This window comes from Luteitalea pratensis (genome assembly GCF_001618865.1).
Taxonomy (GTDB): domain Bacteria; phylum Acidobacteriota; class Vicinamibacteria; order Vicinamibacterales; family Vicinamibacteraceae; genus Luteitalea; species Luteitalea pratensis.
Map to the genome: position 1 here is coordinate 4,972,827 of NZ_CP015136.1, position 25,761 is coordinate 4,998,587.

The 25,761-nt window shown below is 67.9% G+C and carries 27 protein-coding genes; 12 read left to right on the plus strand and 15 right to left on the minus strand.

Annotated elements, in window-relative coordinates; genetic code table 11:
* Nucleotides 1-179: 179 nt before the first annotated feature.
* From kdsA to coaE, 5 genes are read left to right on the plus strand one after another with little or no spacing between them, the layout of a single operon-like run.
* The gene (gene kdsA, locus LuPra_RS20765; protein ID WP_110172519.1) at nucleotides 180-1,004 is read left to right on the plus strand and encodes a 3-deoxy-8-phosphooctulonate synthase; all 825 of its coding nucleotides are present in this window, start codon (nucleotides 180-182) and stop codon (nucleotides 1,002-1,004) included.
* A 5-nt stretch (nucleotides 1,005-1,009) separates the two neighbouring features.
* Complete coding sequence (locus LuPra_RS20770; protein ID WP_110174801.1) at nucleotides 1,010-1,996, plus strand: KpsF/GutQ family sugar-phosphate isomerase; 987 nt, start codon at nucleotides 1,010-1,012, stop codon at nucleotides 1,994-1,996.
* On the plus strand, nucleotides 1,996-2,544 hold the full coding sequence (locus LuPra_RS20775) for a KdsC family phosphatase (RefSeq protein WP_110172520.1): 549 nt from the start codon (nucleotides 1,996-1,998) through the stop codon (nucleotides 2,542-2,544). Before LuPra_RS20770 ends, LuPra_RS20775 begins: the two co-directional genes overlap by 1 nt.
* A complete protein-coding gene (locus tag LuPra_RS20780) occupies nucleotides 2,541-3,767 on the plus strand; it encodes a tetratricopeptide repeat protein (protein ID WP_110172521.1) in 1,227 nt (408 codons plus the stop codon). Before LuPra_RS20775 ends, LuPra_RS20780 begins: the two co-directional genes overlap by 4 nt.
* Nucleotides 3,760-4,386, plus strand: coding sequence for a dephospho-CoA kinase (coaE, locus tag LuPra_RS20785; protein ID WP_234800487.1), 627 nt, complete (start codon nucleotides 3,760-3,762; stop codon nucleotides 4,384-4,386). The genes LuPra_RS20780 and coaE overlap by 8 nt, the downstream gene beginning before the upstream one ends.
* 121 nt (nucleotides 4,387-4,507) lie before the next feature.
* On the opposite strand, the gene LuPra_RS20790 is transcribed toward coaE, so the two are convergent.
* The 14 genes from LuPra_RS20790 to pilM all read right to left on the minus strand — a co-directional run bounded on the left by LuPra_RS20790 (nucleotide 4,508) and on the right by pilM (nucleotide 18,959).
* On the minus strand, nucleotides 4,508-5,434 hold the full coding sequence (locus LuPra_RS20790) for a bifunctional 5,10-methylenetetrahydrofolate dehydrogenase/5,10-methenyltetrahydrofolate cyclohydrolase (RefSeq protein WP_110172522.1): 927 nt from the start codon (nucleotides 5,432-5,434) through the stop codon (nucleotides 4,508-4,510).
* A gap of 5 nt (nucleotides 5,435-5,439) precedes the next feature.
* The gene (locus tag LuPra_RS20795; RefSeq protein ID WP_110172523.1) at nucleotides 5,440-6,918 is read right to left on the minus strand and encodes an amino acid permease; all 1,479 of its coding nucleotides are present in this window, start codon (nucleotides 6,916-6,918) and stop codon (nucleotides 5,440-5,442) included.
* 70 nt (nucleotides 6,919-6,988) lie between these two features.
* A complete protein-coding gene (gene thiE / locus LuPra_RS20800; RefSeq protein WP_234800488.1) occupies nucleotides 6,989-7,642 on the minus strand; it encodes a thiamine phosphate synthase in 654 nt (217 codons plus the stop codon).
* Nucleotides 7,643-7,653: 11 nt separating this feature from the next.
* Complete coding sequence (gene accC, locus LuPra_RS20805) at nucleotides 7,654-9,036, minus strand: acetyl-CoA carboxylase biotin carboxylase subunit (protein WP_110172524.1); 1,383 nt, start codon at nucleotides 9,034-9,036, stop codon at nucleotides 7,654-7,656.
* 13 nt (nucleotides 9,037-9,049) lie between these two features.
* Complete coding sequence (accB, locus tag LuPra_RS20810) at nucleotides 9,050-9,535, minus strand: acetyl-CoA carboxylase biotin carboxyl carrier protein (protein ID WP_110172525.1); 486 nt, start codon at nucleotides 9,533-9,535, stop codon at nucleotides 9,050-9,052.
* 2 nt (nucleotides 9,536-9,537) lie between these two features.
* The gene (locus LuPra_RS20815) at nucleotides 9,538-10,698 is read right to left on the minus strand and encodes a M24 family metallopeptidase (RefSeq protein WP_110172526.1); all 1,161 of its coding nucleotides are present in this window, start codon (nucleotides 10,696-10,698) and stop codon (nucleotides 9,538-9,540) included.
* Between the two features lie 102 nt (nucleotides 10,699-10,800).
* Nucleotides 10,801-12,540 carry a tetratricopeptide repeat protein gene (locus LuPra_RS20820; protein WP_110172527.1) on the minus strand — a complete coding sequence of 580 codons (1,740 nt, stop codon included), beginning with the start codon at nucleotides 12,538-12,540 and terminating at the stop codon, nucleotides 10,801-10,803.
* Between the two features lie 27 nt (nucleotides 12,541-12,567).
* Entirely contained in the window at nucleotides 12,568-13,350 is a 783-nt protein-coding gene (locus tag LuPra_RS20825; RefSeq protein ID WP_110172528.1) for a PKD domain-containing protein, read from the minus strand.
* 12 nt (nucleotides 13,351-13,362) lie between these two features.
* Nucleotides 13,363-13,995, minus strand: coding sequence for a hypothetical protein (locus LuPra_RS20830; protein ID WP_157899486.1), 633 nt, complete (start codon nucleotides 13,993-13,995; stop codon nucleotides 13,363-13,365).
* On the minus strand, nucleotides 13,992-16,097 hold the full coding sequence (gene pilQ / locus LuPra_RS20835; protein ID WP_110172530.1) for a type IV pilus secretin family protein: 2,106 nt from the start codon (nucleotides 16,095-16,097) through the stop codon (nucleotides 13,992-13,994). The genes LuPra_RS20830 and pilQ overlap by 4 nt, the downstream gene beginning before the upstream one ends.
* A complete protein-coding gene (locus LuPra_RS20840) occupies nucleotides 16,094-16,618 on the minus strand; it encodes a hypothetical protein (RefSeq protein WP_110172531.1) in 525 nt (174 codons plus the stop codon). The genes pilQ and LuPra_RS20840 overlap by 4 nt, the downstream gene beginning before the upstream one ends.
* Nucleotides 16,619-16,627: 9 nt before the next feature.
* Complete coding sequence (locus LuPra_RS20845) at nucleotides 16,628-17,263, minus strand: type IV pilus inner membrane component PilO (RefSeq protein ID WP_110172532.1); 636 nt, start codon at nucleotides 17,261-17,263, stop codon at nucleotides 16,628-16,630.
* 11 nt (nucleotides 17,264-17,274) lie between these two features.
* Nucleotides 17,275-17,901 carry a PilN domain-containing protein gene (locus tag LuPra_RS20850; RefSeq protein ID WP_110172533.1) on the minus strand — a complete coding sequence of 209 codons (627 nt, stop codon included), beginning with the start codon at nucleotides 17,899-17,901 and terminating at the stop codon, nucleotides 17,275-17,277.
* On the minus strand, nucleotides 17,898-18,959 hold the full coding sequence (pilM, locus tag LuPra_RS20855; protein ID WP_110172534.1) for a type IV pilus assembly protein PilM: 1,062 nt from the start codon (nucleotides 18,957-18,959) through the stop codon (nucleotides 17,898-17,900). Before pilM ends, LuPra_RS20850 begins: the two co-directional genes overlap by 4 nt.
* A gap of 324 nt (nucleotides 18,960-19,283) precedes the next feature.
* Between pilM and rplM the strand changes: the two genes are divergently transcribed.
* The 7 genes from rplM to LuPra_RS20890 all read left to right on the plus strand — a co-directional run bounded on the left by rplM (nucleotide 19,284) and on the right by LuPra_RS20890 (nucleotide 24,532).
* Entirely contained in the window at nucleotides 19,284-19,715 is a 432-nt protein-coding gene (gene rplM / locus LuPra_RS20860) for a 50S ribosomal protein L13 (RefSeq protein ID WP_110172535.1), read from the plus strand.
* Nucleotides 19,716-19,717: 2 nt separating this feature from the next.
* Complete coding sequence (gene rpsI, locus LuPra_RS20865) at nucleotides 19,718-20,110, plus strand: 30S ribosomal protein S9 (RefSeq protein ID WP_110172536.1); 393 nt, start codon at nucleotides 19,718-19,720, stop codon at nucleotides 20,108-20,110.
* 57 nt (nucleotides 20,111-20,167) lie between these two features.
* Nucleotides 20,168-21,004, plus strand: a complete 837-nt coding sequence (gene rpsB / locus LuPra_RS20870) for a 30S ribosomal protein S2 (protein ID WP_110172537.1) — start codon at nucleotides 20,168-20,170, stop codon at nucleotides 21,002-21,004.
* Nucleotides 21,005-21,112: 108 nt separating this feature from the next.
* Nucleotides 21,113-21,973, plus strand: coding sequence for a translation elongation factor Ts (gene tsf, locus LuPra_RS20875; protein ID WP_110172538.1), 861 nt, complete (start codon nucleotides 21,113-21,115; stop codon nucleotides 21,971-21,973).
* A 240-nt stretch (nucleotides 21,974-22,213) separates the two neighbouring features.
* Nucleotides 22,214-22,930, plus strand: a complete 717-nt coding sequence (gene pyrH, locus LuPra_RS20880) for a UMP kinase (protein ID WP_110172539.1) — start codon at nucleotides 22,214-22,216, stop codon at nucleotides 22,928-22,930.
* A 22-nt stretch (nucleotides 22,931-22,952) separates the two neighbouring features.
* Complete coding sequence (gene frr, locus LuPra_RS20885) at nucleotides 22,953-23,522, plus strand: ribosome recycling factor (protein WP_110172540.1); 570 nt, start codon at nucleotides 22,953-22,955, stop codon at nucleotides 23,520-23,522.
* Nucleotides 23,519-24,532, plus strand: a complete 1,014-nt coding sequence (locus LuPra_RS20890) for an asparaginase (protein ID WP_110172541.1) — start codon at nucleotides 23,519-23,521, stop codon at nucleotides 24,530-24,532. Before frr ends, LuPra_RS20890 begins: the two co-directional genes overlap by 4 nt.
* 73 nt (nucleotides 24,533-24,605) lie before the next feature.
* On the opposite strand, the gene LuPra_RS20895 is transcribed toward LuPra_RS20890, so the two are convergent.
* Nucleotides 24,606-25,691 (minus strand): 6-phosphofructokinase, encoded by a 1,086-nt coding sequence (locus LuPra_RS20895; protein ID WP_110172542.1) that lies wholly within the window; start codon nucleotides 25,689-25,691, stop codon nucleotides 24,606-24,608.
* Nucleotides 25,692-25,761: the final 70 nt, after the last annotated feature.

Below are 25,761 nucleotides of genomic sequence, written 5' to 3' on the forward strand. Positions count from 1 at the left end.
CCCGCCGCAGCGGCTCTGGCGTAGTAGGTAGGGACGCCTCTCCGAGGCGTCCACCTCCGATCTGCCCCGCCGCAGCGGCTCGCGACCGACTGAGGAGATGGACCGCTCCCGCCTCCGCCGAAGGCTTCGGCGCGCCAGCGCGGAGAGCGGTCCCTACCAATGGCGAGCCCTATAATGTCGTGGTGCAACCGGTACATGTCGGGCCGGTGACCTTTGGTGCCGGCAAACTGGTGCTGATTGCCGGCCCGTGCGTCATCGAATGCGAGACGCATGCCCTCGAGCTGGGTCACGCCATCGCGGCCATCGCTCGCGAGGCGGGCGTCCCCTACATCTACAAGGCCTCGTTCGACAAGGCCAACCGCACGTCGCTGTCCTCCTTCCGTGGTCCGGGGCTCGACGCCGGACTTCGCATCCTCGGGCGCGTGAAGGCCGAACTCGGCGTGCCGGTACTGACCGACATCCACGAAACCGCCCAGGCCGCGCCTGCCGCCGCGGTCGTCGACGTCCTGCAGATTCCGGCGTTCCTGTGCCGCCAGACCGACCTGCTGGTGGCCGCCGCGCGTACCGGCGCCGTCGTGAACATCAAGAAGGGCCAGTTCCTCTCCCCCGCGGAGATGAAGTACCCGCTCGACAAGGTCCGGGCCTCTGGCAACCCGCAGGTGCTGCTCACCGAGCGCGGCACGTCGTTCGGCTACCACAACCTCGTCGTGGACATGCGTTCGCTGCCACAACTGCGCGCGCTGGAGGCGCCGGTGATCTACGACGTCACCCATAGCCTGCAACTGCCTGGTGCCGGCGACGGCCGGACGGCCGGGCAGGCCGCCTACATCGAGACGATGGCCAGCGCTGGCGTGGCCGCTGGCGTCGACGGCGTGTTCATGGAAGTCCACGAAGACCCGTCACGCGCGAAGTCGGACGCCGAGAACGCCCTGCGACTCGATCGACTTCCGGCGCTGTTGCAGCGACTGCTGCGCGTCCATGCCGCCGTCCAGGCGGCGCCGTGACGGTGATGACCGAGTCGGCCCGCACACCGCGTTCGCCCGCGCTCGAACTCGCGGCACGTGTGCTCCGCACGGAGGCTGCCGCTGTCGAGGGACTCGTCGCCCGCCTCGACGGTCGTTTCGAACAGGCGGTCGCGCTGTTGGCAGGGTGCCGCGGTCGTGTGGTCGTCACGGGGATCGGCAAGTCGGGTCTCATCTGCCGCAAGATCGCCGCCACGCTCGCGAGCACCGGCACGCCGGCCTTCTTCCTGCATCCGGCAGAAGCCCTCCATGGCGACCTCGGCGTGGTGACCGCCGACGATGTGGTGGTGGCCTTGTCGTATGGCGGCGAGACGCCGGAGGTCGTTCGTCTCGTCGAGATTGTGAAGCGGCTCGGTGCGAGACTGATCGGCATGACCGGTGCACCGCGATCGACGCTCGCGCAGGTGGCCGACGTCCACCTGGACTGCGCTGTCGACGAGGAGGCCTGCCCGCTGAACCTCGCGCCGACGGCGAGCACCACGGCGGCACTCGCCCTGGGCGACGCCCTGGCGATGGTGCTGGCCACCGAGAAGGGCTTCCGTGCCGACGACTTCGCCCATCGTCACCCGGGGGGATCGCTCGGCAAGCGCCTGATGCGCGTCGAGCAATTGATGCACACCGGTGACAGCATGCCGCGCGTCGACGAAGAAACGCCGTTGCGAGACGTGATCTACGAGATGAGTCGCAAGGGGCTCGGCATGACCTGCGTGACCGATCGCGACGGAACGCTGGTCGGCCTGGTCACCGACGGCGACCTGCGCCGCCTGATGATGCGCGACGAGGACATCAGCGGCCGGACGGCGCGAGAGATCATGTCGCGCGGGCCGGTCACCATCTCCGGCGACCTGCTGGCCGTCGCGGCCCTCCAGGTGATGGAGACGCGTCGCATCACTTCGGTACCCGTCATCGACGCCGCCAACCAGCCCCGCGGCGTCCTGCACATTCACGACCTGTGGCAGACGGAGCTGTTCTGATGCCGCCCCTGTCGCCGGTCGAGGTCACCGAGCGGGCACGGCTGATCCGCGTCCTCCTGTTCGACGTCGATGGTGTCCTCACCGACGGCGGCGTCATCGTCCATGCCGATGGCAGCGAGTCCAAGCGCTTCGACATCAAGGACGGCGCCGGCATCGTCATGGCCCGGCGCGCCGGACTGACGATCGGGCTGCTTTCGGCCCGGCACTCGGCCTCGACGCTGCATCGTGCGCGGCAGCTGGGCGTGGACGTCGTCCGGCAAGGCGTGACCGACAAGGGCGCCGCCCTCGAGGAATTGATGGAATCGCAACGCTGGCCATCCGAGGTCATCGCGTACATGGGTGACGATGTGGTAGACCTGCCGGTGCTGCGGCGGGTGGGCCTGGCGGCCTGCCCTGCCGACGCGGTCGCGGAAGTACGGGCGGCCGCACACGTCGTGAGTGTCCGTCCGGGCGGCCACGGCGCGGCGCGCGCCTTCATCGAGGACATCCTGCAGGCCCAGGGACACTGGGATGCGCTGGTCGCCGCCCATCTTCACGAACGCCCGTGATCGCCGACTACCTGCCCCTCCTCTCCGCGCTCGTCGCGTTCCTGTTCGGCCTGGCCGCCGGCAAGGCGTGGGAGCGCTACAAGCTGCACGAAGGCCGCTGGATCGATCGCCGCAAGGCGCGTCAGTCGCCCCATTACATCCAGGGCCTCAACTTCCTCGTCGCGAACCAGTTGGATCACGCGATCGAGGAGCTGAGCCAGGCGGCCCGCGTGGACGAGGATGCCGTCGAGATCCACATGATCCTCGGCAACCTGTATCGCGAGAAGGGCCAGGTCGGACGTGCGATCCAGATCCACCAGCAGATCCTGCAGCGGCCGCGCATCAGCAAGCTCGAACACACCTATGCCCTGCTCTGCCTCGGGCTCGACTTCACACGCGGCGGGTTCGTCGACCGCGCGCACGAGGCCTTCGGCGAGGTGTTGCGGCTCGACCCCAGCAACGAGCACGCGCTGCTGCAGTTGCAGAAGCTGTACGAAGACCAGAATCAGTGGGCCGAGGCCTATCGCGTGCGCCGCGAGCTGGCGCGCGAGGACGAACCGGAGCGGCGCACGCGCCGGCACCTCCAGATCCAGGCATTCCTCGAAAACGAGCTCGGCATGCAGGCGCTGTCGCGCCACGACTTGCCTGCGGCACGCAAGCACTTCGAGTCGGCGATTGAACTCGACGCCGAGGTGGCACCGGCGTACCTCAATCTTGGCGACGTCAAGCGTGACGCCGGCGACATGGCCGGCGCCGTGGAGATCTGGGAACACCTCATCGCGTCGATGCCGACACGGGCGCACCTGGTCGCCGATCGGCTCGGCGACGCGTACATGGCCGCGGGCCGCGCCGACGCATTCGAGCACCTGTTCCGCCGCATCGCCACGGACCATCCACAGGACTGGCGCGCGCGCCTCGCGCTTTCACGGCACATGTTGCGCGCCGGCCGCCCGGAAGACGCGCTGCAGATGGCCCTGGCCGCGTTGACGATCAACCCGCACGCGCTGCTCGTGCACCAGGCGGCGTGGGACATCCTGCTCGACCTCAACCTCGACAAGGCGTCGGTGGAACGGTACGTGACTCACAGTCGTGACGCCGTGTTCTACCGCGACCCGCACATCTGCCTGCGCTGCCGGTACCGGAGCAAGGAACTGCTCTGGCGGTGCCCGCATTGCCACGAGTGGAACTCGTTTGTCGAAGATCGCCTCGCACCGGCGCGGCCGTCCGAGGACAGCGATGCCTGAAGGCGTGCTGCGCGTGGGGCTCACCGGCGGCATCGCCACCGGCAAGTCCTACGTCACGCGGCGGCTCGACGAGGTGGGGCTCCCCACCATCGATGCCGATCGCCTGGCGCGCGAAGCGGTGGCTCCAGGGTCGCCCGGACTACGCGCCGTGGTGAACCGGTTCGGTCGCGACATCCTGACCGAGGGCGGCGCGCTCGATCGCGCGAAGCTGGGGTCACTGGTCTTTCGCGACGCCACCGCCCGTACCGACCTCGAGGCACTGATCCACCCGGAGGTACGGCGACGCATCGCCGAGTGGCAGGCCGGACTGGTAAAGAACGGCTACCGCGGTCCGCTCATCGCCGACATCCCACTGCTCTTCGAGACGGGCCGTGCCGGTGACTTCGACGCCGTCGTGGTGGTGGCGTGCGATCCGGCGCGGCAGAAGGCGAGATTGATCGAGCGCGACGGCCTCTCGGACGTCGAGGCCGGCCAGCGCATCGCGGCGCAATGGCCCATCGCAGAGAAGGTCCGTGGTGCGGATTACGTAGTCAGGACCGACGGCACCTTCGAGGACACGGACGCCCAGGTCGCGGAGTTGGTCACACAGCTCCGCGCCAGCGCGGACTCAGGAAGGTAGGGACGCCTCTCCGAGGCGTCCATCTCCCTTCCCGCCGCATCGATCGCGACGGACGCCGAATTGCGGCGTGCGATGGCCAGCGATGGATCAGATGGACGTGGACCCCTTCGGAGAGCGGTCCCTACCTCACGCGCCTCGAGGCGGCAGTCAGGGTGTTCTTCATCAGCATCGCAATGGTCAGCGGGCCAACGCCGCCGGGAACCGGTGTCAGCGCTCCCGCGACATCGGCAACGGCCGGGTGAACATCACCCATCAGCACCGATCCCCGCTGCTGCCAGGCCAGGTGACGCTTCGAGCCCTCGCCGAAGAACCCGACGACGTCGGCCTCCTCGGAGACCCGATTCATGCCGACGTCGACGACGGTCGCACCAGGCTTGACGAACGCGGGCGTGACGAACCCCGCACGCCCGATCGCTGCCACCAGGATGTCGGCCTCACGCGCCACGGCTGGCAGATCCGGCGTCTTCGAGTGCGCGATCGTGACCGTCGCATGGCGATGCAGCAACAACAACGACATCGGCTTGCCGACGATGTCGCTGCGGCCAATGACCACCGCGCGCTTGCCCGCAATGGTCACACCGTCCTGCTCCAGCAACTCGATGATTCCGGCCGGTGTGCACGCGACCAGTCCCTCGCGATTCTGCACGAGGCGCCCGACGTTCTCGGCCGTGAAACCGTCGACGTCCTTGGCCGGATCAATCGTCTCGAAGACCCGTCGCGCGGCGTCGCTGCCCATCGCCGCCGGTAGCGGTGACTGTACCAGGATGCCGTCGATCGCCGGGTCGGCGTTCAGGCCGCGCACCAGTGCCAGGACCTCGTCGAGCGAGGTCGTCGCCGGCCGCTGATGCAGGTCGACGCGGAAACCGACGTCGGTTCCCTGTGTCTTCTTGCTGCCGACGTAGACATGCGAGGCGGGATCGTCGCCGACGAGCACGAGGGCCAGCCCGGGCGGACGTCCTGCCTGGGTGGTGAAGGCCTGGACCTGCGGCTGCAGTTGCTCGCGTATCTGGCGCGCCAGTGCTGCGCCGTCGAGTGTGCGGGCTATCACGTCGTTCAGGCCGCAGTGTTGAGCTTGCTGTGCTGCTTGCTGTAGCCGAAATAGATCACGAGGCCGATGACGAGCCAGCCACCGAGTCGGACCCAGTTGGTCCAGCCGAGTCCGAACACCATCGCACCGCAGACGAAGATGCCCAGCGTCGACACGAGCGGCACGGCGGGCACACGGAATCCACGCGGAATGTCCGGCCGACGCACGCGGAGGATCCATACACCCGCGCACACGAGCATGAACGCGAACAGCGTCCCGATACTCGTCATCTCTCCGACGATGTCACCCGGAACGAAGGCGGCAAACAGCGCGGTGAAGATGAAGAAGAACCAGTTGGACTTGTAGGGGGTGTGGTACTTCGGGTGGATGTGGGAAAAGAACTTCGGCACGAGGCCGTCATGGCTCATCGAGTAGAACACGCGGGACTGCCCGAGCAGCATCACCAGGATGACCGACGAGAAGCCGGCGAGAATCGCGACGGTGACGAACTTCGCGAGCCAGTCGTAGCCGACCATGTACTTCGAAATGGCGAAGGCCACCGACGCCTCGCGACCCGTGCTCCGGAAGTCCTCCACCGTGGCAATGCCGCTCAGCACATGCGCGAACAGCACGTAGAGAATCGTGCAGACGACGAGCGAACCGAGGATGCCGATCGGCATGTCGCGTTTCGGGTTCTTGGCTTCCTGCGCCGCGGTTGAGACCGCGTCGAAGCCGATGTAGGCGAAGAACACGACGCCGGCCGCACCGAGGATGCCCATGATGCCGCCGTAGTTGTGGGTGATGCCCTCGGGCGTCGTGTAGAGACTGGCGGCTGGAATGTACGGCGTGTGGTTGGCCGGGTTGATGAACCCCCACCCGAGCACGATCACCATGATGACGATCGACACCTTGGTGATGACGATCAGGTTGTTGACCCACGCCGATTCCTGCGTGCCGCGCACGAGGAGCGCCGTCAGCAGCCCGAGGATGAGCACGGCCGGGAGGTTGATGATGCCCGCCACACCCGTGGCGGCATCCACCTGGAAGGGCGAATGGCTCCACGCGTACGGCACATGTAAGCCGACGAATTCCAGCACCTTGTTGAGGTACTCGCTCCACGCGATGGCAACCGTCGCCGCGCCGACCGCGTACTCGAGAATCAGGTCCCAGCCGATGATCCACGCGGCAAGTTCGCCCATCGTCGCGTACGAGTACGTGTACGCGCTCCCGGCAATGGGGATCATCGACGCGAACTCGGCGTAACACAGCCCGGCCAAGGCGCACCCGAGCGCCGCGACCAGGAATGCCACGGTGACGCCTGGCCCCGCCCGGTCCGCGATCGCCGCGGCCGTTCGCACGAAGAGGCCGGCGCCGATGATGGCGCCGATGCCGAGCGCGATGAGCGCGCCCGAGTTCAGGGTGCGCTTCAGCGTCCCCTCGCCCGTGGCCTCGCCCTCGGCGAGCAGACGGTCGATTGACTTGGTGCGAAAGAGTGAACTGGCCAAGAATGTCCCCCGGTTCGGAATCCCGCACGAAGGTGCAGCATGGCACCGTCGTGGCAAGCGTTGGCGCGCATTATATCCGGCTGAGTCGCTCAACAAAGGCGCGGACACGCGCGCCAGGCGTGCCCTCGCGCAGGAGATCCGTGATCACCGCCACCGACGACGCTCCCGCCGCGATGACATCGGAAGCCGTGTCGAGCGTGATGCCACCGATGGCCACCACAGGGACGCGGGCAACCTGCGCCGCCGCGTGAGCCCGACGGACGCCCGCGAGTCCGACCGCCTCGTATCCCGTCGCTTTGGTCTGCGTGCTGAACACTGGCCCCACCGCCAGGTAGTCGATCGGAAGCGCGCAGGCCGCATCGACCTGCGCCGGCGTATGGGTGGAGAGTCCTATCACGGCATCCGGGCCGAGGAGCGCCCGCGCGTCGGAGACCGGCAGGTCGTCCTGTCCGAGGTGAACGTGACGGGTGCCAGCGACGATGGCGATGTCCACGCGATCGTTAACGATGACCCACGCCTCACCGGCGCGGCGCGCGATCGCCTCGGTCCACGCGAGGACGTCCCGTGCGGGGGCGTCCTTGGCTCGCACCTGCAGGAATCGGACGCCAGCCTGCAAGTAGGCGTCCGCCAGGTCCGGGACGTGCCAGCCGGCACGGCTCGCGACGTCGGCATCGACAATGGCGTAGAGCCTGGACGGAAGCGGCCGGCGTGCGGTGGAGGACACCACGCCCTGGGTCAGGCGGCCGGCGGGGTCACCGGTGTCGTCGCCGATGGCTTGGGCGCGGCAAGGAACCGCTCCATGAACGCCGTCGAGATCCGGGCCTGCTGGAAGTCCTCGTCGGCCAGGATCTTCAGGTGCATCGGCACCGACGTCTCGATCCCTTCGATCACCGTCATCTCGAGCGCGCGTCGCATGCGGGCGATCGCCTCGGCGCGGGTGCGGCCGTGCGACATCACCTTGGCGATGAGCGAATCGTAGTTGGGAGGCACGACGGCTTCGGCATGCACGAAGGTGTCGACGCGGATGCCGGGACCGCCGGGCAGGCTGAACGCATCGACGCGGCCAGGACTCGGGGCGAACGTGTCGGGATTCTCGGCGTTGACGCGGCACTCGATCGCGTGACCGTCGATCCGCACATCCTCCTGCGTGAACGAGAGCGGCTCGCCGGCCGCGATGCGGATCTGTTCCTTTACGATGTCGATGCCGGTGACCAGTTCGGTCACGCCATGCTCGACCTGCAGGCGGGTGTTGGCTTCGATGAAGTACAGGTTGTTCTGCGCGTCCATCAGGAACTCGAACGTACCGGCACTCGAGTAGCCCACGGCCGTCGCCGCATCGACCACCATCTTGCCGAGGGCCTTGCGCTGCTTCTCGGTGATGACTGCCGACGGCGCTTCCTCGATCAGCTTCTGGTGGCGCCGCTGCACCGAACACTCGCGCTCGCCGAGGTGGACGACATGGCCGTGTTCGTCGCCGAGGATCTGCACCTCGATGTGGCGCGGTGCCTCGAGGTACTTCTCGAGGTAGACGTCGCCGATGCCGAAGGCGGCCTGCGCCTCGCGCTGGGCGGTCCGCAGGGCCTGCGAAAGCTCGTTGCCCGAGCGGACGATGCGCATGCCGCGGCCGCCGCCACCGTTACTGGCCTTGATGATCACCGGGAACCCGAGGTCGGCGGCGATCAACTGCGCGTCCTCCTCGGTCTCGACCGGGCCATCACTGCCGGGCAGGGTACTGACGCCGGCCTTCTTCATTGCCCGCCGTGCGCGCGACTTCTCCCCCATCAACCGGATGACCGAGGGACTCGGCCCGATGAACTTGATGTGGCAGGCCTCGCAGACTTCCGCGAGGTAGGCGCTCTCGGAGAGAAAGCCGTAGCCGGGATGGATGGCGTCGGCGCCGGTGATCTCGGCGGCGCTGATGATCGCCGGCACGTGCAGGTAGCTCTCGGCGCTGCGCGGTGGGCCGATGCAGACGTCCTCGTCGGCAAAGCGGACGTGCAGGCTGTGCTCGTCGGCCTCGGACCAGACGGCGACGGTCTTGATCCCCAGTTCACGGCAGGCGCAAATCACGCGGAGCGCGATCTCGCCACGATTGGCAATCAGGATCTTCTTGAACACGGCGATGTCCTGGTTACCTGGCGCGCACGGCGAACAGGCGCTCGCCGTATTGCACCGGCTGGCCGTTCTCCACGAAGACCTGGACGATTTCGCCGTCGTACTCCGACACGATTTCGTTCATCAGCTTCATCGCCTCGATCAGGCACACGACCTGGTTCTTTCGGACGGTGTCGCCAACCGAGACGAACGGCGACGCCGTCGGTTCGGCAGCCCGGTAGAAGGTGCCGACGATCGGTGCCTTCACCACGGCGAGTTCGACGCCTTCGGTCTCGGTGTCGTCAGCGGGGACGGCTTCAGGGGCGGCAACTGGCGCGGCGGCGCGCGGAGCCGTGGCGGCGACCGGTGCGCTGAGCGGTGCCGCGGGGCTCACGACTACCGCTGGCGCTTCCTGGCCCTTCTTCCGGACCCGCAACTTGACGCCTTCCTGTTCCAGTTCGAACTCCGCGAGTTCGTGTTCACGGACCAGGTCGAGGATCTGCTTGATTTCGTCGAGTGTCATCGTCAATGTGCGGTTGGCCAGCCGAGGGGCACGTCTGTGATTCGTTCGTGTCCGTCCACCGTCACGACCACATCGTCCTCGATGCGGATGCCGGCGCATGCTGTCACGTATGCCCCCGGTTCGATGGTGCAGGCCACGCCAGCCTCGAGGGGGGGCTGGGCGACGTCTTCCGGCTGGGGGCGTGCGAGCCGTGGCGCCTCGTGTATCTCGAGGCCGAGCCCGTGTCCCGTACCGTGTCCGAATGCCTTCCCGAAACCCGCGGCCTCGAGCACCTGCCTGGCGGCGCGATCGACATCGGCCGGGAACGCTCCCGGTCGCACCGCGGCACACCCGGCCCGCTGCGCCTCGAGCACCGCCTGGTACTGGCGATCGACCTCGGTCGTCGGTTGCCCCAGACACACGGTCCGGGTCAGGTCGAGGCAGTATCCGCCGTAGACCCCGCCAAAGTCCAGCACCACGACCTCACCCGCCTCCAGGCGGCGCGCTGTCGGCCGGGCGTGCGGAAGTGCACTGCGGGGACCACTGGCGACGATGGTGTCGAAGGCAGCCCGGGAAAATCCGGCGGCCCGCACCCGCGCGTCGATCTCGGCGGCGACCTCCAGTTCGGAACGACCGGCACGCGCGACTCCATCGGCCAGGACCCCGCGGGCAGCTTCGGACAGCCGGGCGCCGCCCTCGCGCAGCAACGTCAGCTCTGCCGTGTCCTTGATCCGGCGCAGGCCCTCGACGAGGTCCAGCGGCGTGTCGACGATGGTGCCGGCCCAGCGCTCGACAGCCAGCGCCCGCTGAATGAGGCGGGCATCATGCAGCGGCATCACCCGGCTCTCCAGCACCAGGTGAGCGACGCCTTCGCGAGCACAGTGCGCGGCGATCCACACGGATGGCCGGATGTCGGCGGTCGGAGCCGGCAGCAGGACGCCGGCGCCCACTTCGTCGGCGCGGTCGCGAGCGGCCGCTTCGTATCGGGGATCGACGAGGAGATGCAGTTGGCCCGCCGCCGTCAGCAGGCCCTGCCCCGCCGTCGCTTCCAGGCCCGAGAGGTAGCGGAGATTCGGCAGGTGGGAGATCACGAGCGCGTCGGCCCCGGCAGCTGCGAGCGCGGCAGCCGCACGGGACACGCGGGCCCGGAAATCGAAGGTCGGAACGAAGACCGGGGCGCGCACGGCGCCCTAGTGTCGCATGCCCGAATCGATCGGTTCGGGCCTGGCTCCACCGTCGCCACGGCTACGGTGGACAAGTCGGAGAGCCGGCCCTCCCCGACCGGGTCAGGAGTCCATCGGTCCGGACAGGGCCGCGCGACGCGCCCGAACGGCCGCCAGCATCTGTTCGAGCGAGGCCAGGACCGGCGGCGCGTCCTCGCGAAGGGCGGCGTCCTCGAGGGCGGCGTCGACGGCCGCGTCAGCCATCGCTTCGCGCACCATCGGCGACGGATGCGCCGGCGGCTCGAGCGATTCGCCATGTCCGGCCAGGGCGAAGACCTCACCCATTGCCGACTTGACCGATCCCGACCAGACCGCCTCGGCCGGCGATGGCCCGGTGGCGGCCGTGAGCGCAGGATCAAGCGCGCCGACCTTCAGGTCGGCGCCTACGTCTGCGGGGAGGGCGCCTACGTCTGCGGGAAGGTGGACGTCGCCATCAACAGTCCCGGCCAGCAGTGTCTCCAGGTCCTCGTCCAGCGGCTCGGCGATGAAAGCGTATGACGGCTCGTCCGGGATGGCAGCGAGCGACGCTGTCGCCGTATCGGCGAGCATCTCCGTCAGTGGCGCGGCCGACGTCTCGACCGGCGAGTCGGCCCAGGCCAGTTCGGACGCGTCAGTGATGCTCGCAAACGGCTCGGGGCTGGTGTCCTCGACGTCCAGCGTGCCCTGGAACGGGGTCGCGTCGGCACCGTCGGCTTCACGCAGGTCACTGAGGGCCCAGGTCGCCGACGGCCCGTCCGGCGTATTCCAGGCTGCGCTGCCATCGGCCACGTCTTCGTCGGCCCACGGTGACCGGTCGGCCTCCGGCGCCGTCGGCGGGGCTTCTTCACCCCAGCCGGCAAACGGCGCCGCGTCCTCGGCGACCGCTTCACCGCCAAAGTATCCCGTCCAGAACGGCGACGGCTCGTCATCGGTTGGCGCGTCGAGGACGCCATCCGCGTCGACCGGGACCTGGCCTGGTGACGTCGCGGCCACGTCGTCGGTTCCCGCAATGTCGGCAACAGGCGCTTCGATCGTCTGTGCGTCCCAGATGATCGTTCGCTCGCGCTCGTCGGGGTCGGATCGCTCCTCGACGGCCTGCCCGGCATCCAGACCAGACGATGGCGGATCGAGAGACCAGGAGAACATGTGGGCGCCATCGACAGCGGCGGGGTCGGCGGTCGACTGGTCGGCCGGGACCGGCCAGATGCCCGCCGGCTCCTCCCCTTGCGGATGCGCCGGGGTGACGTACGTCGTCGGCGACTCTGCGTGGGCGTCGAGCGCCTCGGTGTGGACGTCATCCTCCAGGGCCGGCGGCGCCGCGGCCACGGGCAATGGCGGGAGCACGTCTGGAAGCGACCAATCGGGCGCCAGGCCGAATTCCTGCGGGCCATCTGGTCCCGCGCCCAGTGCACTGGCAATCACGGATGACGGGACCGAGTCGTCGTCAGGCGTGCGCAGCGGCAAGTCGGCAGCGGTGGTGGCCGCCGGCGCCACCAGTGCGGGCGGCCACGGCACGTCGCCGAGGGCGGCGCGCGCCGTCTCGAGGGCGCGCGCAGCCGCCAGGTTGTCTGGCGACTGCGCCACCGCATGTTCGAGTTCGGTGACCGCGCCCGGGGCGTCGCCGCTGTCGAGCAGCGCACGTCCCAGCGTCACCCGCGCCGAGACGTAGGCCGGGTATCGCTCGAGCCCCTCCCGGCACACGGCGACGGCTTCGGCGAGTCGGCCAGCGCGGCGATGTTCCTCCGCGAGGGCGGCAAAGGCGGTGGGCGTCGCATGCGACTGCATGCGACGCCTGAGCTGTTCGAGCGGGTTGCCGGTCGACATGCGCGTCGTTCCTTGCTGGGCCGGCGGCTATGGCCGCGAGAGCACGTCGATCATCTTGGTCACCGACACCTTGTTGCCGAGGGCATTGGTGACAGTGAGCTTCACGTTATAGTCACCCCGCTGCGGGAACTGGTACTTGATGACCCGGCCCGTCAGGATGATGTTGCGGTCGTCCATGTTCCATTCGTACTGGAGCGTGGGCGAGTCGAAGCACTCGGTCGGAGCGGTGGCGGTGAGCGGGCAGTCCTTGGACTGTCCGGCGTCGAGCGTCACTTCGTCCATCGCGAACGCCTGGGTGGGGCGCCACGTGAAGTTGGCAAGCGGCTGCCCGGGGAACACGATGGTGCCCAGCGGGACGAGGCGGATGCTCACGGCACGCTCGACGGCATTGGCGTAGTCGCCGGTCAGCGGCGTGAAGCCGACCTGCACGACGTTGCTGCCATCGGTATTGCCTGACAGGCCGCCCGGCGGCGCGGTGTAGACGATCGTCGCCCGGCCATCGGCGCCGGTCGTCGTGCTCTTGGTCGACAGGCTGCCGAGGTCGACGATCGCGCCGCCGACACGGATGTCGGCGCGGAGCGGGACCCCCGCCTTTGGTTCACTGTTTGGCCCACGCGCCGTCACGGTGATCTGCGACGTCGAGAGGCCATCGGTGTTGAGAACGTCTGGCGAGGCCAGCACCTGCAGAGACAAGCCGAGTTCGGACGGGCCGGTGGCCTTGGGGATGTCGGGCTCGGACGTGCAGGCCGTCATGGCCCCAACACTCGCCAGCGCAAGCAGTAGATTAGTGAGTCGTCGTACGTTGGTCATGGCTGCACCTGGCTACTGGGCATCCGCCCAATCGGCGAAGTTGATGCTCATGGATCCGGTCACGGTCACGTCGCGGCCGGTCTGGTCCTTGCCGAAGAAGGTCACGTCGGCGATGGTCGAGATGATCAGGGCGCCACCGTTGGTGCCGACCAGCGTCACGAGCGGTTTCTCGAGCTTGGCCTGGGCACGGACCAATGTGAACACCACGGACGTGGACTGTTCGGTGATCGTCACGCCCATCGCACCCTCGATCGCGTAGGGCACGTCCTCGCCGGGCGTGTTGCGGCCGTCGGTCCGGCGGTACTCGACACGGTAGCGGTTCAGGGTGATCAGGTTGTTGGCCGACGGCCCCGTCGGATTGGTGACGTCCTTCATGGCAATCGACAGCGCAACGCGGCCGTTGTCCTCGAAGATGCTGCCCTTGGTCAGCACGTCCGACCGCAGCACGCTCTGGAACGTCGTGCCGGTACTGGCACCCGAGGATCCCTCGAGCCGCTCGAGCACCAGGTAAGACGATGCCTGCCCGGTGCGCACCGTCTCGCTGCACCCGGCGACAAGTCCGGCCGCGCCGACGATGACGAGAAGGGTCGCGGCGCGCGTCATGCGGGCCTGCCCGGTCTGTGCGAGATATCGCGTAAGTCTCATTTGACGGTTCCTCCGTCCCGCACGATGCGCGGCGTGATGAAGATCAGCAGCTCGCCCTCGTCGTCCGTCGTGGTGTCGCGGCGGAAGAGGCGGCCGATGAGGGGCACGCGGTGCAGGCCCGGCGTACGGTCCTCCGTGAACTGGGTGACGGCCTCGTTGATGCCGCCGATGACCGTCGTGCCCTGGTCGGCGACCAGGACGCGCGTGGTCACGCGCTGCGTGTTGATCGAGCGATTGCCGTTCAGCTCGACCTGGCCCGGTGACCCGTTGTCGACGTCGACGTCGAGGATCACCGTGTTGGCCTCGGTGATGCGCGGCGTCACGTTGAGCGTCAGCGCCGCCGTCTTGAACTGCACCTGCGGGACCGGCTGGATGACGCTGACGCCGTCGCCGAGCGGAGGCGCCGTCAGGGTCGTGTAGGGGATCTCCTGGCCGCGCGTGATCGTCGCCTTGACGTTGTTCTGCGTGACCACGCGAGGCCGCAGCATGACGCTGACGCGGCCCTGCGTCTCGAGCGCGGACAGCGCGACGTCGACGTTGAACGCGCCGTTGACGCTTCCGAGCTTGATGAACGCGTTGTCGGCGTTGGTGTTGATCGAGCCGGCGACGCCGCCGGTGGTGATCGAGTTGGGGAACGCCATGTTCGTGGTGTTGCCCAGCTCCGGGGTCATCTTGCCGCCGAAGCCCCACATCAGGCCGAGCTCGCGGGCGGCCGACTTGGTGGTGCGCACGATGCGCGCCTCGATCTCCACCTGCGCCTGCGGACGATCGAGCTCACCAATCAGCTGCTGCGCCTTGGCGAGGCCATCGGGCACGTCGAAGAGAATCATCGTGTTGGTGTTCTCGTCGACCTGCACGTCGCCGAAGGTCGACATGCCGGACAACTTCACCAGGTCGGCGAGGCTCTTGGCGTTGGCGTAGCTGAGGCGGACCGTGCGGTACTCCTTCTTGGACACGGCCAGTTCGCGCAGCTTCTCCTCGGCCTGTTTGCGCCTGTCGGCCGCTTCGGTGGAGAAGGTCGTCGTCGGCGCGATGCGCACGATGGTGCCGTCCACGCTGTAGGCCAGCTGGTTGGCGCGCAGGATCATCTCGAGTGCCTGATCCCATGGGACGTCGCGCAAGGTGACGTCGACGATGCCCTTCACGCCCGGGTCGATCACGAGATTCAGGCCGGTGACCTCCGCGAAGGTGCGCAGCACCGCACGCAGGTCGACACCCTGGAAGTCCAGCGAGATCGGGTGGCCGGTGTACTTGCCGCTCGACATCGCCTGCGTCGTGGCGACGGCCGTCGGTTCTGGCGGCCCGGCGACCGGTGCCGGTGGCACCGGCGGCGTCGTCGAGCGACGCGCCTGGGCCCGCGGGGCAGGTGGCGGAGCCTGGGCCGGCGCCGGTGCCGGCGCCTGGGCCGCGGCCTTCACCGGGGCCTGGGCGGAGGTGCGTGTCACGGCCGTGGCCGGCGGAGCCTCGGGGCGCGGTGCCGGCGCGCTCTTGGCTGTGGCCGGCGCCGTCGTGGCCGCAAAGGTGCGGCTCTGCGCCTCGTCGTCACGGCGCGCCCGCTCGGCCGGGTTGCCGATGGTGACCACCAGCGACTTCTGATCGGCGGATGGACGCACCTTGTAAAGAAAGGTGCCGCCCAGGTCGACGACCACGCGGGTGACCAGGGGCGTCACGCTGTTCTGCGCCACCCGGATGCGGCGAACCAGTCCCGTGTTCACCGCCGTCGTGGCCGCCACCTTGGGAGCGACGCCGGCAAAGTCGAGCACGAGCCGTGGCGGCACCGCGTCGGGTACCTGCACGGCCGACGCCACGAGCTTGCCGTCACCGTCGAGGGTGATCAGCACGTCGCCGTCTTCGCGCGTGGCGCGGAGGGCGGTCAGCGTGCGGGCGGCGTCGGTGTCCGTCGGTGCCTGGGGGGCCTGGTTAGCGGACACATGGGGGGACACGCGGGTGGGCGTGTCGATCACCAGGCGCTGTCCATCCTGGACCTGCTGCTGGACCTCGCGGGCCTCGCGGAACAGTCCCGACGCGAGCGGCCACGCGGGCGCGCCGACGGCGAGGACTGCCGTGAGGGTCGCGAGGATCGGCGTGCGCGGGCGCATCATCGGTTCTCCTCGGTGGTTCTCAGTGGCTTGCGAATCTCCCGCTGCTTCACGGGAGACAGCGGGTCGTCGACCCGCTGCAGGAAGATCACGGCGTCGTTGGCGACCACCTTGACGGTGCCGTCGTAGAGCACGTCGCCGGAGTGCACGGTGTAGGTCTTGTTGTCCGGGGCCTGGACGATGGCGAGCAACTTGCCGCTGGTGCGCATCACGCCGCGCACGCTGAGCTCGCCGATGAACAGGCCCTTGACGCCGACGGGGCGTCCCCCGACCGGCAGACTGGTCTCGCCGCGCGAGAGCAGGCTCACGAACGGGTCGCGCCGGCCGGCGGGGTCGTATCCGGCGCGATCTTCAGGGTGGGCCGGCACCTGCGGCGCAGGCGCGGCCGCAGGGCCCTTGGGCGCCGTCACCGGCGTCGCGGGGGTCGTGGAGTCGCCGTTGGTGGCCGCGGCGGCCTGGGCGAACCCGGGCACTGCCATGGCGGCCGACAGCAGGGCGATGCGGAAGGTCAGTCTGAGCAACATGGCGATACCTCAGCGAGCAGCCGCGGGAGGACGAGCGCCACCGGCAGGCGCGCGACGGCCGGCGACGGGAGCGGGCGCGGGCGGCGCCTCCATGAGGACGAAGGTGGTGACGGTGCACTGCGCGTCGACGGTGGCGGCCGAGGGCTCGGTCTGGCCGTGCGTCTTGATGCGGATGCCGGAGATGTTGATGATGCGCGGCATCCGGCTCACCTTGTCGAAGAACGCCCCGAGATCGTGATAGGTGCCTTCGAGGCTCAGCGAGATCGGCCACTCCGCGTGCTGCTGGCGCTGCGCCACCGCCTGCGGCTTGAAGCCGCGAATGGTGAGGCTCGACTGCGTGGCCAGCGTCTGGATCCGTCGCAACAGGTCGCCGACGTCCTTCTGCTCGGGGAGCACGTTGCGCAATGCAGACAGGCGCGCGTTCAGTTCCGCCACGTGCGTGCGGAACTCGGGCAGACGCTTCTCCTCGACGCGGGCCCGCGCGATGCCGGTCTCGATCTTCCGCCGCTCGGCGTGCGTGCGAGCCACGCCCGCCTGCAGGTCGACGGCATACATGTAGTGATGGGTGGCGACCAGGCCGCCGCCGACCACGACGTACAGGGCCAGCTGGCCCCACCACGGCAACTTGTTCAATCCCAGATCCATGGCCAGGGTCCTCAGCGCTTCGCCGCCGGCGTGGCGCGAGCGGGCTTGGTGGGTTCGGCCGGGGTGTCGAGCGCGCCCAGCGGGAACGAGGCCTTGACGGTGAACTTCATCAGGTCCCCTTCGCCCTTGCCGTTCTCGACCTCGGTGTTGACGATTTCGACCGGACGCGCGAACGAGCCGGAGTTCTCCAGGTTGCCGATCAGATCCGACAACGCCGTCAGCGTCATCGTCCGGCCCTCGATGGTCACGTCGGCGCCGGCCTGCGCGAGCTGCGTCAGCCAGACGCGGTCAGGTAGCTGGCGGCTTACCTGATCGAGCAGGGTGACCGGCGAGCGCTGGCCCTTGCGCAGCTGCTCGATGAGCGCGACACGCTGCTGGAGCAATGCCGTCTGGGCCTCGAACTTGGCCAGCTCCTCGGTCACGGCCTTGAGGCGCTTCTCCTCGGCCTTGGCCTGCTGCAGCTGCAGGTCGGCGTAGGTCTGCTGCGACTGCAGGTCGAGGTGGCGGTACCCGGCGACGGCCACGCACGCGGCCACGAGCACGAGCCCGATGATGTGCACTTTGTTGGCGCTGATGCCCGAGAAGGCCGGTGCCTTGGCGCGGGTCTGTTCAGCGGCGAGAAGGTTGACGCGAATCATCGGTCCCCCATTCGGCGAAGGGCGAGGCCGACGGCCACGGTGGCCGCGGCAGCCGCCTCGGCGATCACCGGGACACCGAACCTGGCGGCGTCAAAGCTCACGGTCTTGAACGGGTCGAGGAATTCGACCGGGTACCCGAGGCGCTCGTGCAGGGCGTCCACCAGGCCGGTGACCTGCGATCCGCCGCCCGTGACCAGGAGCAAATCGATGTGGTCGGCGCCCGTGGTGCCGCGGAAGAAGTCCAGCGTCTTCTGGACCTCGAGGAGGATGGCCTCGGTGACCATCTGCAGGCTCGGCCCGGTCTGCGCCGGCTCCAGCCCGTCGGCCGGATAACCCCGCTTCAGCAGGTCGGCACTCTCCTGCGTGATCTGGAAGTCCTTCTGCAGCGCCTCGGTATAGGCGTTACCGCCGATCGGCACGTCGCGCGTGAAGAGCGACTGGTCGCCGCGGACGATGTTGATGTTGATCGCGCTGGCGCCAATGTTGAGCAGTGCGACGATCGCGTCGCGCGTGCCGTAGTTGACCTCGTAGGCGTTCTGGAGGGCGAAGGCGTCGACGTCGACGATGGCCGGGACGCGCCCGGCCTGCGCGATCACGCCGGTGTAATCGGCGATCGTCTCCTTCTTGGCGGCCACCAGGAGGACATCCATGGTCGCGCCCGCGGCGTTCTTGGGCGGGCGGGTCAGGATCTGGTAGTCGAGGTTGACATCCTGGATGTCGAACGGAATGTATTGTTCGGCCTCCCAGGTGATCGACGTCGCCAACTCGGCATCGGTCATGGCCGGCAGCGTGATCTTCTTGACGATGACGGCGTTGCCGGACAGCGAGGCGGCGACCTCGCGGTTCTTGATGCCGAGGCGCTCGAAGAGCCGGCGGATGGCGTCGGCGACGGCCGTGCCATCGATGATGGCGCCGTCGACAATGGTGTCGGCGGGCAACGGCTCGACGCCAAACGCGACGACCTTCCAGCCCTTGCCGGAGGCCTTCAGCTCGACGGCCTTGACGGCACTCGATCCGATGTCGAGTCCGACGACGGGTTTCTGCTTGCGGAACAGCACGCCGACCTCACCTCGTTTGGGACGTCGCTGCGTTCGGCCTCATGCCGGAACGTCAGCTTCGTAACCGAACTGGACATAGGCAAGGGCGGTGCCAACCAGATTTGCAATCGCCGGAGTGTGGAATTGCCCGGGTGTAGCGGGATTGGCACTGCGAGACCGTGCGTCGGCTGGCAGAATTGTGACAGGGGTTGTCGGAGAAGCGACGGGCAGGTGCCGGAGGGCTACCTCGCCGACCGTCGTATTCCCGGAAGTTGTTGACACGGTTTATCTGCGGCGGGTATCCTCTCCTTTTGCTGTGTGTCAGCAAGGAGCCAAAGGGTCATCATGAGCACGTTCATTCCGAGCGCCAAGTCCATCGAGCGACGCTGGCACGTCATCGATGCGGCAGGCCGGTCGCTCGGGCGGGTGGCCAGTCTGGCCGCCAAGGTCCTGCAGGGCAAGCACAAGCCGATCTATACGCCGTACATCGATTGCGGTGACCACGTCATCGTGGTGAACGCGGCGCAGGCAGTGCTGACCGGGCAGAAGGAAGAGCAGAAGCTGTACCGGTACCACAGCGGCTACGAGGGTGGGCTGCGCGAAGAGCGCGCCAAGGACCTTCGCCAGCGCCGGCCGTCGCGTCTGATGGAAGAAGCCATCCAGGGCATGTTGCCCAAGACGACGATGGGCAAGCAGATGTACCGGAAGCTGAACGTCTACGAGCGCGCCGATCATCCCCACGTGGCGCAGAAGCCCCAGTCCCTCGAGGTCGAGTAAACGTGGCAGTCATCCAGTATTACGGCACCGGTCGTCGCAAGTCGTCGACGGCGCGGGTGTTCCTGCGCCCTGGCACCGGCCAGATCACCATCAATCACAAGGCAATTGCCGACGCGGTCAACACCGAGTCGCTCCGCCTGCAGGTCCGCTCGCCGCTCGTGCTCACCGAGACGCTCGACAAGTTCGACATCGTCGCGACGACGTCGGGTGGCGGCATTTCCGGGATGGCCGGCGCGTTGCGCCTGGGCATCGCGCGTGCGCTCTGCCTGTACAACGGCGAGTTGCGTGGCCGCCTGAAGAAGGCCGGCCTGCTGACGCGTGACCAGCGTGCCAAGGAACGGAAGAAGTACGGCCTGGCGGGCGCCCGCAAGCGCTTCCAGTTCAGCAAGCGTTAAACCATCGGCTGTCTGGCCGGCGAGGCCCGGCCCTGTCTGTACCGTGTTGGAGGAAGCTTGACCCCGATTGCTGTGAAGGACCTGCTGGAGGCCGGCGTACACTTCGGCCACCAAACCAAGCGCTGGAACCCCAAGATGAAGCCGTACATCTTTGGCGAGCGCAATGGGATCTACATCATCGACCTCGGCAAGACGGCGCGGCTGTTCCGGGACGCCGAGCAGTTCGTGATGCAGCTTGCCGCGGAGGGCCGCACGCTGCTCTTCGTCGGCACGAAGCGGCAGGCCCAGGAAGCGATCGCCGAAGAAGCGGCGCGCTGCGGCATGTTCCATGTCAACCAGCGCTGGCTCGGTGGTCTGCTCACCAACTTCACGACCATCCAGCGCAGCCTGGCTCGCCTCCGCGACCTCGAGGCGATGGAGACCGACGGCCGGTACGACATGCTGTCGAAGAAGGAGATCGCGCGCCTCGAGAAGGAGAAGCGCAAGCTCCAGAAGAACCTCGACGGCATCCGTCACATGGAGCGCCTGCCCGACGCCGTGTTCATCGTGGACACCAAGCATGAGCAGATCGCCGTGGACGAGGCCCGCAAGCTGAAGATCCCGGTCATCGGCATCGTCGACACCAACTGCGATCCCGACCAGGTCAACTTCGCGGTCCCCGGCAATGACGACGCGCTGCGTGCGATCCGGCTGTTTGCCTCGCGCATCGCCGATGCGGTCCTTGCCGGCCGCGGTGTGCGTGAGTCGGCGCAGGCCGAGACGCCCGTCGCCGTCGGTCCCGACGGCGAGGCTGTCGGCAAGTCCGGTGAGCCGCTCCGCGCCCAGCAGCGCCCTGCTCCCGCAGCACGCGCCGCTGCGCCCAAGTCCGAACCCGCCACGCCCGCCTCGGTCTGACCGAGGCGCGTCGTCGCGGCGCGTTCAAACGCCGGCCGAGCAGAGACCCGGCCGGCGTTTCGTGTGTCTGTTCGTATTCACCATCCTCACCTTCTGGAACCTCACCCCATGGCAATCACTGCTGAAATGGTCAAGAACCTGCGCGAGCGGACCGGCGCGGGCATGATGGAATGCAAGACGGCGCTCACCGAGAGCAACGGCGACGTCGATGCGGCGATCGAGTACCTGCGCAAGCGCGGCATGGCGCAGGCGGCCAAGCGCGCCGGCCGCGTCGCCTCCGAGGGCGTCGTGGGCATCAAGCTGAGCGATGACCGGACCCTCGGCGTCCTCGCCGAGGTCAACTGCGAGACCGACTTCGTCGCTCGCAACGATGGCTTCAAGGCCCTGGTCGACGAGATCACGGCAATCGTGTTCACGAGCGACCAGCCGTCTGCCGCGCTGGTCGCGGCAGACGGTCCAATCGGCAGCCGCATCACGGCAGAAATCGCCAAGGTCGGCGAGAACATGGCCGTGCCGCGTACCGCGAAGCTGACGGCTGATCATGTCGGCAGTTACAGCCACATGGGCGGCAAGATCGGCGTGCTGGTACAGATCGACGGCGCGAAGGGCGAAGCCGCCACCCACGACGCGTTCAAGACCTTCGTCAACGAGTTGGCGATGCACGTGGCCGCCGCCGCGCCGGAATACACGACGCGAGCAGAAGTGCCGTCCGAGCGCGTCGAGAAGGAGAAGGAGATCTACCGCGCGCAGATGGCCGAGTCCGGCAAGCCGGCCAACGTGATCGAGAAGATCATCGAAGGCAAGCTCGGTGCGTTCTACGAGGGCGTGTGCCTGGTGGACCAGCCGACGATCCGCGACCCGAAGGTGAAGGTCTCGCAGGCGCTCGACGCCGTCGCCAAGGCCGTGGGTTCGCCGTTGGCCATCAAGGGCTTCGCGCGCTTCAAGGTCGGCGAGGCAAGCCAGGCCTAGACAGCAAGGACGGAGGAAACGAGGAGAGAGGACGGAGGTAGGGACGACGACAGAGGAGTGAGGTTCGTGCAGCGCTCACGTCCCCGTGACCTCGCCATTCTCCTCCGTTCTCAGTTCCCCCTCCCTCCGTCCTCCAATCTCAGTCCTACTTCACTCCTCCGTCCTCCGTCCTCCCTCCTCTTTTCCTCGCTCCATTCCGGCCGCGGCCGCGCTTCTCGAGCGGCTATAATCGGCGGCGGCATGTCACCTCCCGCGTATTCCCGCGTCCTCCTCAAGTTGTCCGGCGAAGCCTTGATGGGCGATCAGGGGTACGGCGTGGATCCCGCAGTGGTCACCCGCATTGCCGACGAAGTAGCCGAGATCCGTGATATCGGCGTGCAGGTCGCCATCGTCATCGGCGGCGGCAACATCTTCCGCGGCATGGCGGGCAGCGCGCGGGGCATGGATCGCGCCACCGCCGACTACATGGGCATGCTCGCCACCGTGATGAACGGGCTGGCGCTGCAGGACGGACTCGAGCACCACGGCGTTCCGACGCGGGTCCTCACCGCGATCGAGATGCGGTCGGTGGCCGAACCGTTCATCCGCCGCCGCGCCATCCGCCACCTCGAGAAGGGGCGCGTGGTGGTGTTTGCCGCCGGCACCGGCAACCCCTACTTCACCACCGACACCGCCGCGGCCCTGCGGGCGATGGAGGTCAAGGCCGACGTGATCTTGAAGGCGACCAAGGTGGACGGCATCTACACGGCCGATCCGAAGCAGGACCCATCTGCCACGCGTTACGATCGCATTACCTATTTGCAGGTGCTCGAACAGGGGCTGAAGGTGATGGATGCGACGGCGATTTCCCTGTGCATGGACAACAAGATGCCCATCGTGGTGCTCGACCTGAACGAGCGCGGCAACATGCGCCGCGCCATCATGGGCGAACACGTGGGCTCGCTGGTCACCGTCTGAACCCGGAGCAGGACACACGACGATGGACGTCACGGATCTGAAGTCGCTGTTCGACGAGTCGCGCAAGCGCATGGGCGGGGTGCTCGATCACCTCAAGCGCGAGATGGCCGGCGTGCGCACCGGCCGCGCCTCCACGGCGCTGCTCGACAACGTGCACGTGGAGGCGTACGGCTCGTCGATGCCGCTCAACCAGGTGGCGCAGCTCTCCGTGCCCGAATCGACGCTGATCGTGGCGCAGCCGTTCGACCCGCAGTTGATGGGCGCCATCGAGAAGGCGATCCGTTCGGCCAACCTCGGGCTGAACCCGGCCAACGACGGCAAGGTCGTGCGCATCCCGCTGCCGGCGCTGACCGAGGAACGCCGCAAGGAACTCACCAAGGTGATCCACAAGCTCGCCGAGGAGGCACGCAACGGCGTCCGCCAGGTCCGCCGCGATGCCAACGACCGGCTGAAGAAGCTGCTCAAGGATCACGACATCTCGGAAGACGACGAGCGTCGCGGCCTCGACGAGGTGCAGAAGCTCACCGACCAGCATGTCGGGTTGATCGACGACTTCCAGAAGAAGAAGGATCAGGAACTCCTCACGGTGTGACCCCCACCGTCGCCATCCTCTTCACCGGCGGCACGATCTCGATGCGCATCGACACGCGCTCGGGATCGGCCGTCCCGGCCATGCGCGGCGACGACATCCTCGTGCACGTTCCGCAACTGGCCGACGTGGCCGACATCGAGCTCGAGGATGTCGCGCAGTTGCCCGGTCCGCACGTCACACCGGAACACATGTGGCGCCTGGCCCGTCGCGTCGCGGCATGGCTGGAGCGGCCGGACGTCGACGGCGTGGTCGTCACGCACGGCACCGACACGCTGGAGGAGACCGCCTACTTCCTGGACATCGCGCTGCGTACCGACAAGCCGGTGGTGCTGGTCGGCGCCATCCGCACGATGTCCGAGCCGAGCTGGGACGGTCCCGCGAACCTGGTGCACGCCGTGCAGGTCGCCGGCTCCCCCGCCTCCCGGGCACGCGGCGTCATGGTCGCGATGAACGAGCAGATCCTCTCGGCCCGGGAAGTCGAGAAGGTGCATACGGAAGCCGCCGCGTCGTTTCAGTCGCGCGAGTTCGGGCCGGTGGGCGTCGTCGATGCCGGAGTGGTGCGGTACCTGCGATCGAGTCCGCGCGAGGCCGGCTGGTTCGACGCCGAGGCCGATGGACTGCTGCGGGTGCGCCGCGTCGAGCCTGAGGTCGACCTGATCAAGGTCGCCGCGGGAGCGGACGGCCGGTACGTGCGGTGCTCGATGGCCAGCGGCACCAGGGGACTGGTGATCGAGGCACTCGGCCGCGGCAACGTGCCGCCAGCGATGCTCGACGACCTGGGCGCAGCCGTCCACAGTGGCCTGCCCGTGGTCCTCACCTCACGCTGCGGCGCCGGCAGCGTTCGCGAACGCTACGGCTACGAAGGTGGCGGACGCGGGCTGCGCGATCTCGGCCTGATCTTCGCGGGGCGCCTCAGCGGCGTGAAGGCGCGCATCAAGCTGATGCTCGCCCTCGGCCACACCCACGACCACGACCGCCTGCGCGAGATCTTCGACGATCCCATGGGCTAGGACTCAAGTCTCAAGTCTCACGTCTCACGTCTCAGGCAAGGCCTGCTTGAGACCTGAGACCTGAGACCTGCACCTATTCGTCCCCGAAACTGATTCCGAGCGACTTCGCGGTCCGGACGACGTCCCCGTCGGCCGGGACGAGGCGCATCTTGCCGCCGACGTCGGCCAGGGGGATCGATCCGATCTCCGGCGGGTGGAAGGCAACCATCCGATCGCTCTCGCCCTTGACCAGGAGTTCCACGGCCATCGCACCGAACCGGGTGGCGAGCATGCGGTCGAAGCTGGTCGGCGAGCCGCCGCGCTGGAGGTGACCGAGCACCACGGTGCGCGTCTCCTTGCCGGTCAGTTTCTCGAGTTCGGCGGCGACACGGTGGCCGACGCCGCCAAGCCGCTCGACGTATCCGCCGTCTGCCGCCTTGACGAGCGACACCTTGCCGCCCCGCGGCACGGCGCCCTCGGCGACCACGACGATACTGAACTTGGCCCCGAAGGAGTCACGCTCCTTGATCCTCTGGGCGACGATGTCGATGTCGTACGGGATCTCCGGGACCATGATGACGTCGGCGCCGCCGGCGACGCCCGAGTACAGGGCAATCCAGCCCGCGTAGCGCCCCATGACCTCGACCACCATGACGCGCTGATGCGCCTGGGCGGTCGTGTGCAACCGGTCGATGGCGTCGGTGGCAAACGCTACGGCCGTGTCGAACCCGAAGCAGTTGGTGGTGCCGACGATGTCATTGTCGATCGTCTTGGGCACGCCGATGATCGGCATCCCCTTCTTGTTGAACTCGTGCGCGATGGAGAGCGTCCCGTCGCCGCCGATGACGACGATGCCGTCGATCTGCAGCTTGTGGAACATCTCCATGCATCGCTCGGCGTAGTCCTTCGGGCCGTCGCTGGTGTCGATCGGCTTGAGGAAGGGATTGCCGCGGTTGACGGTCCCGAGGATCGTGCCGCCGACTCGAAGGATCCCGGTGACGTTCCGCGGCGTGAGCACGGTGTGGCGGTTGGTCTCGAGCAGCCCGTCGAAGCTGTTCTCGAGGCCGAGACACTCGATCCCGTAGTTGTAGGACGACTTGACCACGGCGCGGATGACCGCGTTCAGGCCGGGGGCGTCACCACCTCCGGTGAGTACACCAATCCGACGGACCTTGCTCATACGAAGACGTCAATCCTGAGAAGAAAAAAACGGGGAATCCAGCGTGGATCACGCTGTGGACTGCTGAAGT

What these genes read in the sequence shown, in the direction of transcription:
- coaE (WP_234800487.1), top strand. Translation starts at nt 3,760, where the DNA reads ATGCCTGAAGGCGTGCTGCGCGTGGGGCTCACCGGCGGCATCGCCACC.
- frr (WP_110172540.1), top strand. Translation starts at nt 22,953, where the DNA reads ATGGACGTCACGGATCTGAAGTCGCTGTTCGACGAGTCGCGCAAGCGC.
- LuPra_RS20830 (WP_157899486.1), bottom strand. Translation starts at nt 13,995, where the DNA reads ATGAGACTTACGCGATATCTCGCACAGACCGGGCAGGCCCGCATGACG.
- tsf (WP_110172538.1), top strand. Translation starts at nt 21,113, where the DNA reads ATGGCAATCACTGCTGAAATGGTCAAGAACCTGCGCGAGCGGACCGGC.
- LuPra_RS20770 (WP_110174801.1), top strand. Translation starts at nt 1,010, where the DNA reads ATGACCGAGTCGGCCCGCACACCGCGTTCGCCCGCGCTCGAACTCGCG.
- LuPra_RS20840 (WP_110172531.1), bottom strand. Translation starts at nt 16,618, where the DNA reads ATGTTGCTCAGACTGACCTTCCGCATCGCCCTGCTGTCGGCCGCCATG.
- rplM (WP_110172535.1), top strand. Translation starts at nt 19,284, where the DNA reads ATGAGCACGTTCATTCCGAGCGCCAAGTCCATCGAGCGACGCTGGCAC.
- LuPra_RS20895 (WP_110172542.1), bottom strand. Translation starts at nt 25,691, where the DNA reads ATGAGCAAGGTCCGTCGGATTGGTGTACTCACCGGAGGTGGTGACGCC.
- pilQ (WP_110172530.1), bottom strand. Translation starts at nt 16,097, where the DNA reads ATGATGCGCCCGCGCACGCCGATCCTCGCGACCCTCACGGCAGTCCTC.
- LuPra_RS20845 (WP_110172532.1), bottom strand. Translation starts at nt 17,263, where the DNA reads ATGGATCTGGGATTGAACAAGTTGCCGTGGTGGGGCCAGCTGGCCCTG.
- LuPra_RS20820 (WP_110172527.1), bottom strand. Translation starts at nt 12,540, where the DNA reads ATGTCGACCGGCAACCCGCTCGAACAGCTCAGGCGTCGCATGCAGTCG.
- pyrH (WP_110172539.1), top strand. Translation starts at nt 22,214, where the DNA reads ATGTCACCTCCCGCGTATTCCCGCGTCCTCCTCAAGTTGTCCGGCGAA.
- LuPra_RS20775 (WP_110172520.1), top strand. Translation starts at nt 1,996, where the DNA reads ATGCCGCCCCTGTCGCCGGTCGAGGTCACCGAGCGGGCACGGCTGATC.
- LuPra_RS20825 (WP_110172528.1), bottom strand. Translation starts at nt 13,350, where the DNA reads ATGACCAACGTACGACGACTCACTAATCTACTGCTTGCGCTGGCGAGT.
- LuPra_RS20850 (WP_110172533.1), bottom strand. Translation starts at nt 17,901, where the DNA reads ATGATTCGCGTCAACCTTCTCGCCGCTGAACAGACCCGCGCCAAGGCA.
- accB (WP_110172525.1), bottom strand. Translation starts at nt 9,535, where the DNA reads ATGACACTCGACGAAATCAAGCAGATCCTCGACCTGGTCCGTGAACAC.